7 protein-coding genes are annotated in these 6,211 nt (G+C 53.9%); all 7 read left to right on the top strand.

Annotation, left to right across the window (positions count from 1 at the left end):
* Positions 1-68: 68 nt before the first annotated feature.
* Positions 69-509 (top strand): hydrogenase iron-sulfur subunit, encoded by a 441-nt coding sequence (locus GXX34_03710; protein HHW06633.1) that lies wholly within the window; start codon positions 69-71, stop codon positions 507-509.
* On the top strand, positions 506-1,393 hold the full coding sequence (locus GXX34_03705) for a 4Fe-4S binding protein (protein HHW06632.1): 888 nt from the start codon (positions 506-508) through the stop codon (positions 1,391-1,393). The genes GXX34_03710 and GXX34_03705 overlap by 4 nt, the downstream gene beginning before the upstream one ends.
* Positions 1,394-1,408: 15 nt before the next feature.
* Positions 1,409-2,401: a hypothetical protein gene (locus GXX34_03700; protein ID HHW06631.1), complete on the top strand. Its 993-nt coding sequence runs from the start codon at positions 1,409-1,411 to the stop codon at positions 2,399-2,401.
* On the top strand, positions 2,402-3,241 hold the full coding sequence (locus tag GXX34_03695) for a hydrogenase (GenBank protein HHW06630.1): 840 nt from the start codon (positions 2,402-2,404) through the stop codon (positions 3,239-3,241).
* Between the two features lie 346 nt (positions 3,242-3,587).
* Positions 3,588-4,346: a histidinol-phosphatase HisJ family protein gene (locus tag GXX34_03690; GenBank protein HHW06629.1), complete on the top strand. Its 759-nt coding sequence runs from the start codon at positions 3,588-3,590 to the stop codon at positions 4,344-4,346.
* A gap of 114 nt (positions 4,347-4,460) precedes the next feature.
* Positions 4,461-5,744 (top strand): FAD-dependent oxidoreductase, encoded by a 1,284-nt coding sequence (locus GXX34_03685; GenBank protein HHW06628.1) that lies wholly within the window; start codon positions 4,461-4,463, stop codon positions 5,742-5,744.
* 87 nt (positions 5,745-5,831) lie between these two features.
* Positions 5,832-6,194 (top strand): YlbF family regulator, encoded by a 363-nt coding sequence (locus GXX34_03680; GenBank protein ID HHW06627.1) that lies wholly within the window; start codon positions 5,832-5,834, stop codon positions 6,192-6,194.
* Positions 6,195-6,211 lie beyond the last annotated feature (17 nt).

The following is a 6,211-nucleotide window of genomic DNA, read 5'->3' as shown; positions in this document are numbered from 1 at the left end:
TGCCGTTCCAGCGCCATCAACGTGAAAGGGTTTACCGATGAACAGATCCTCATGGAGGTGGATGCACTGTGTCTGTAGAACAAGCTCAAGGCTCCCAGTGGGAACCGAAAGTGATCGCCTTCACCTGCCACTGGTGCGCTTATGCCGGGGCAGATTTGGCGGGTCTTAACCGCCTCCAGTATCCTCCCAACGTGCGGTTAATACGGGTGCCTTGCTCCGGGCGGGTGAATCCGCAGTTTGTGCTGCGGGCCTTCCAGCGAGGTGCCGATGCAGTGTTGGTGGCGGGGTGACACCCGGGCGACTGCCACTATGCTAGTGGCAATTACTTTACGCGCCGCCGTTATCTCATCATGCAGCGGATGCTGGAATATGTGGGCATCGATCCCCAGCGCTTCCAAGCCCGTTGGGTGTCCGGTTCGGAAAGCGTGAAATTCGCGACCATTATCGAGGAGCTGACGGAACAGATCAGGCCGCTTGGCCCCAATAGGAAGTTGAGGGATGCCAAATGAACCCACAAACTGCGAAAATCCGGGAAATAGCCAGGGAACTGTTGGAGAAGCAGGAAGTCCAGCTGGTGATCGGCTGGGAAAAGGGCACCTTTTTCTATAATTCAACCCCTGTCTTCATTACGAAACCGGAGGATGTGGAACGCCTCGTCTGGGATGAATACTGTGCCGTCAATCTAGCCAAGTACCTGATGGACTACCGTCACCTGGAGGGCAAAGTGGCGGTCCTGGTCAAGGGATGTGATGCCCGGGGCGTGAACCGCCTGGTGCAGGACTTGGTGATCAGTAGGGATAAAGTTTATCTAATCGGTGTGCCCTGTCCCGGTATGAAGGATGCCAGGCAGGCCGCTGCTTTAGGCAAGGAAAAAGCCGGGGAAGCTCCCCTGGAAGTAAAATGCCTCCGCTGCACTCATCCCAATCCGGTGGTCTATGATGTCTTGGTAGGCGAGGAAGTCCCTGTCACCGGCAAAGAAGACCGCTTTGCCCGGATAGGGGAACTGGAAAAGATGAATCCCGAGGAGAAGTTTGCTTATTGGGCGAAACAGTACGATAAATGCATCCGGTGCTATGCCTGCCGTAATGTGTGTCCCGCCTGCAACTGCCGGGAATGCGTTTTCGATCAAGGGCAAACTTGGCTGGAAAGAGCCGTGGAAAGAGGGGGCAACCAGTTCTACGGGCTGGTCCGGGCTTTCCACGTAGCCGGGCGGTGCATTGAATGCGGTGAATGCGAACGCGTTTGCCCAATGGGTGTACCGATTATGGACTTGCATCACAAGATCGCCAAAGATATCAACGAGTTGTTCGGCGAGTATGAAGCCGGGCTGGATCCTGAAGGTCCCCTGCCCTTGGGGATGTTCAAAACTGATGATCCGGAAGAGTTTATGTAGGGGAGGTGGGAAGCCATGAAGAGTGTGAAAAAAGCTAATCTACCACAGTTTTTGGAAGCCTTGAACAGCAAAAGGAAAGCCTTTGTGCCGGTGACCGTAAATGGCATTTCCCAATTTGCTCCCTGGGATAAAGAAGCCGAACTGGTCCTGGAAGGAAATACTCTTCTCCCTCCCAAGGGTTTGTTCTTCCCCCAGACGGAAGAAATGTATGAATACCGGGTTAACAAGCAAGAGGGCAGCATCCAGGATCTCAGTGCCCCCCCGGAACCCTTTGTGGTGTTTGGGATGCGTCCTTGTGACGTTCATGCCATGAAAGTACTGGATGATGTATTTCTCACTAAAGGTTATGAAGATGTGTATTACAAGCAAAAGCGGGAACAAGGTCTCATCATGGCTTTAGGCTGTACCGAGCCCTGTGAAACTTGTTTCTGCGATGCCTGGGGTATCAATCCGGCGCGGGCCCCCTTAGCAGATGTGATGATGATGGAAAAAGGGGACAGCATCCTGCTGGCGCCTCAATCGGAAGCCGGTGAGAAGCTCCTGGCCGATTTGGCCGGCAGGCTGGCGGAAGAGGCGGGGGAACTGCCGGAAGGCAAACCCTGCACCTTGAAAGTGAAAACCGAAGGTTTGATGGAACACTTGCAGCCCAAGTTTGAACATCAAGTGTGGGAAGAAATATGCCGCAAGTGTGTCAACTGCGGTACCTGCACCTATTTATGTCCTACCTGTCACTGCTTTGATATCTTAAACAGGACCAGGGGGAACTGCGGTGTCAAATACCGCTGCTACGACTCCTGCATGTATGCGGAATATACTTTGATGGCCGGCGGGCATAACCCTCGTCCCAGCAAAAAAGAACGGGTCCGGCAGCGTTTCCTCCACAAGCTCCAGTATATTCCCGAAAGATACTCTGAAGTGGGCTGTGTCGGCTGCGGCCGCTGCATCCAGAAGTGCCCGGTGAACTTAGATATTACCCGCGTGATTAGCCAGCTGTGGGAGGTGGAGTAGATGAGCAACTGCAACGGATCATGCCAGGGAAATCCTTTATTGCCTGTCGTAGGCAAAATCATTAAGATCGTTGAAGAGACCCCTGATGTTAAGACCTTCCACGTAACCACCGACAACGGCAAACCCTTTACCCCCATGCCGGGGCAGTTGGGGATGCTGTCCTTGCTGGATGTGGGGGAAGCGATGTTTTCCGTCACGACCCAGGGCCCTGACCACCTGGAATTTGCGATTAAGAAAGTGGGTAAACTGACGGAAGCCCTGCACGAGGCGGAAGTGGGCCAGACCGTCGGTGTGCGGGGGCCTTATGGCAACGGTTTTCCCATTGACCTCTTTAAAGGCAAAGATGTCTTGTTCATCGGGGGCGGTATCGGGTTGGCCCCGGTGCGCTCCATGATCAATTACTGCATCGAGCACCGGGATGATTACGGCAAGTTGACCATCATCTACGGCGCCAGGTCCCCGGCAGACCTGTGCTTCAAGACCGATTTATTTGAGAACTGGCCTAAAGTCAGGGATACGGAAGTACACGTAACAGTGGACCGGGGCGATGAGAGCTGGACCGGTCATGTGGGCTTCGTGCCGGCTTTCCTGGAAGAGATTAATCCTTCCCCGGAGAATACCATTGCGCTGACTTGCGGACCGCCAATCATGATTAAGTTTGTGCTCCAGAGCCTGGCCAAGATGAATTTTGCTCCGGAGCAAATCGTGACCACCTTGGAAATGCGGATGAAGTGCGGCATCGGCAAGTGCGGCCGCTGCAACATCGGCAGCAAATTCGTCTGCCTTGACGGGCCGGTCTTCACCCTGGCTGAACTCAATCAAATGCCCAACGAGTATTAAAGAAGAGCCCTGCAGCCGCAGGGCTCATTGATTATCAAGTGCCACGCCGGCAACCGGTGTTCAGCGGGAACTTCAGAGGAACCATATTTGGAGATGAGCTCAACAGCGGTCGTCAGTTGTCAGGAGTACATGTCATTCTTTCTGGTCCTGATAGCCCTTCCGGTCTAAACTTAAGCGCGACGGAAACATAACCCGGCACCCGGCGATCGGTGGCTGACCACGGTGAAGGGCTGCTTCGCTTTTTTGCTCCCATGAACTACCCGCTCAAAACCGGTGCCTCCTTGAGGACAGATGGAGTACGGCGGTATGGTAATGAATTTGAGGGTGCCTTGGAGGTGACGGAGGGTTGATTGATTGTCATACGCACCCGCTGGCGCATACCGGCGGGAAATACACTTTAGACAGGTTAAGGCCTTTTGTAGCGGAAGCTGTGAGGAAGGGCTTAAAGGGCCTGGCTTTCACGGATCATGAATGGTATAAGGACGAGATTGATCCAGGGGCGGTGGAGGAGCTGCGGCAGGAATACCCGCAAGTGAAGATTCTCCTGGGCTTGGAGATCGATTACGAACCCGGCCGGGAGGAGGAGATCCGCCGCATCATCGAGGCTAAACCCTATGACTACGTTATCGGCTCCGTCCACGACATCGGCGGGTGGCCTTTCGATCATCCGGACTATCTAAGCGGGTACCGACAATGGAAGATCAACAGCTTGTATGAAAAATACTTTGCTACCCTGGCCCAGGCCGTGGACAGCGGGTTGTTTCAACTGGTGGGTCATTTAGACCTCATTAAGGTTTTCGGTTACTTCTATCAAGGGGACTTGCTGCCCGTCGTCAAACCTGTACTGGAGAAAATCAGGCAACAAGGGATGGCGGTGGAATTAAACACCAACGGGTTTTACAAACCGGTGCGAGAGATGTATCCAAGCCCGTCAATTTTGCGGCAGTGCCTGGCCCTGGACATCCCGGTGGTATTATCCTCCGATGCTCACGCGGCCCATGAAGTGGGCCGGGATTTTGCCAGGGGACGGAGAATCTTACAAGAGATAGGATATCAAAAAATCAGCTGGATCGAGGGAAGGAAGATTTTGAGCCGCAGCTGGTAGAGGTGAGCCGCCGGTGTGCACCTATCCTTAAGATTTCAATCCGGATGCATCTAAAGGCCCCTCCCGTAATAATAGATCATGATAAAAGTCTAATTTGATAAGGGTGAAAGCGGCATGGCCAGAGTGGTGGTCATTGGCGGCGGCTGGGCCGGCTGCAGTGCGGCCCTGGCCGCCAGAAAAGGAGGAGCCGGGGAAGTAGTTTTACTGGAAAGAACCGATTTATTGCTGGGCACCGGACTGGTCGGGGGCATCATGCGCAACAACGGCCGCTTTACGGCAGCGGAAGAGTTGATTGCCCTGGGAGCCGGGGATTTGATCCGGTTGACGGATGAAGCCGCCCGGCATCGCCGGATTGATTTTCCCGGGCACCGGCACGCTACTTTATACGATGTGGTACGGATAGAGCCGCTGGTGCGCCGGCATCTCCAAGAAATTGGCATAGAAATCTATTTCGAGGAGCGAGGCGTTGATGTGGCAGCCGACCATGATACCATTGATGCTGTAGTTACCTCGCAAGGCAGGTACGTTGAGGGCGATGTGTTCGTGGATGCCACCGGGAGTTTCGGCCCCCAGAACAACTGCAGCCGCTACGGCAACGGCTGCGTGATGTGTATTATGCGCTGTCCTTCTTTCGGCGGCCGGGTAAGTATCGCCGGCAAATTGGGTATTCAAGAACAAAAAGGTTTGCGCTCTGACGGCGGGGTGGGTGCCTTCAGCGGCTCCTGCAAGCTGCATAAAGATTCCCTGGCCCAGGACTTGCGGCAACGGCTGGAGACGGAAGGCGTGGTGGTGATCCGGGTTCCCCCCGGCCTCCGGAAAGGAAAAGACATGTTAAGCCAAAAAGCATGTCAACAGTATGCCTTGGAAGATTACCGGGATAACCTGGTCATCCTGGATACCGGCCATGCCAAAATGATGGCGCCCTTCTTGCCTTTAAATGTGCTGCGGCAGATTAAGGGATTGGAGCATGCCAGGTATGAGGACCCTTACGGGGGCAGCAAGGGTAATTCCGTCCGCTTTTTGGCCTTAACCCCGCGGGACAACACGTTAAAAGTGAAGGGGGCAGCCAATCTCTTCTGTGCCGGGGAAAAAGCAGGCTTGTTTGTCGGTCATACGGAGGCCATGGTGACGGGAACCCTGGCCGGGTACAATGCGGCCCGGATGGCCATGGGGCAGGAACTACTGGAACTGCCCCGCACTTTAGCCGTGGGGGAATTGATTGCTTATGGCCAAGAGAGAATGGAGGGTTTCGGACTGACGGAGAAATACACTTTTTCCGGTTCCGTCTTCTTTCACCGGATGCAAGAACTGGGGCTGTACACCACGGATATTGATCAAATCCAGCGGCGGGTAAACGAGGCAGGTTTGTCCGGGGTGTTTCAAAACTGTGCCGGCTGACGGCGGTGACAGCAGGAAATCAACGTTACAGGGCGAACTATTTTATTAGGAGTTGTTTCGATTCTTGCTTGAGAGGGGGGAATCCCATTGTCTGTTTACGATAAAGCCTATGAACTAGCCCAAGCACTCATGAATTCACCGGAATATCTACAGTACCAGGCTTGCAAGGAAAAGCTGGAAAAGGACCTGGCCAGCTATTCCATGCTGCAGCATTTTCGTCGGCAACAATGGGAAGTGCAGATGTTCAGGCTGTTGGGACATGAGGTTACCGAAGAGGTTACCCAGGAATTGGAACAGCTGTATGCCTTTTTATCTGCCGAACCCGTCATCAATGAGTACCTGACGGCGGAATACCAGTTCAGCCGCATGGTGTCTACCGTACAGAAGATCCTCAGTGAAGCGATCGGTGTTTGGACCGTTGATGAGCCTAGCGATAAAAATATTAATTAGCAGTGCATTTGCTGCCT

This window comes from Clostridia bacterium (genome assembly GCA_012840125.1).
In the GTDB taxonomy this organism is placed as follows: Bacteria; Bacillota; DULZ01; order DULZ01; family DULZ01; genus DULZ01.
This window is presented reverse-complemented; position numbering and strand designations above follow the sequence as displayed.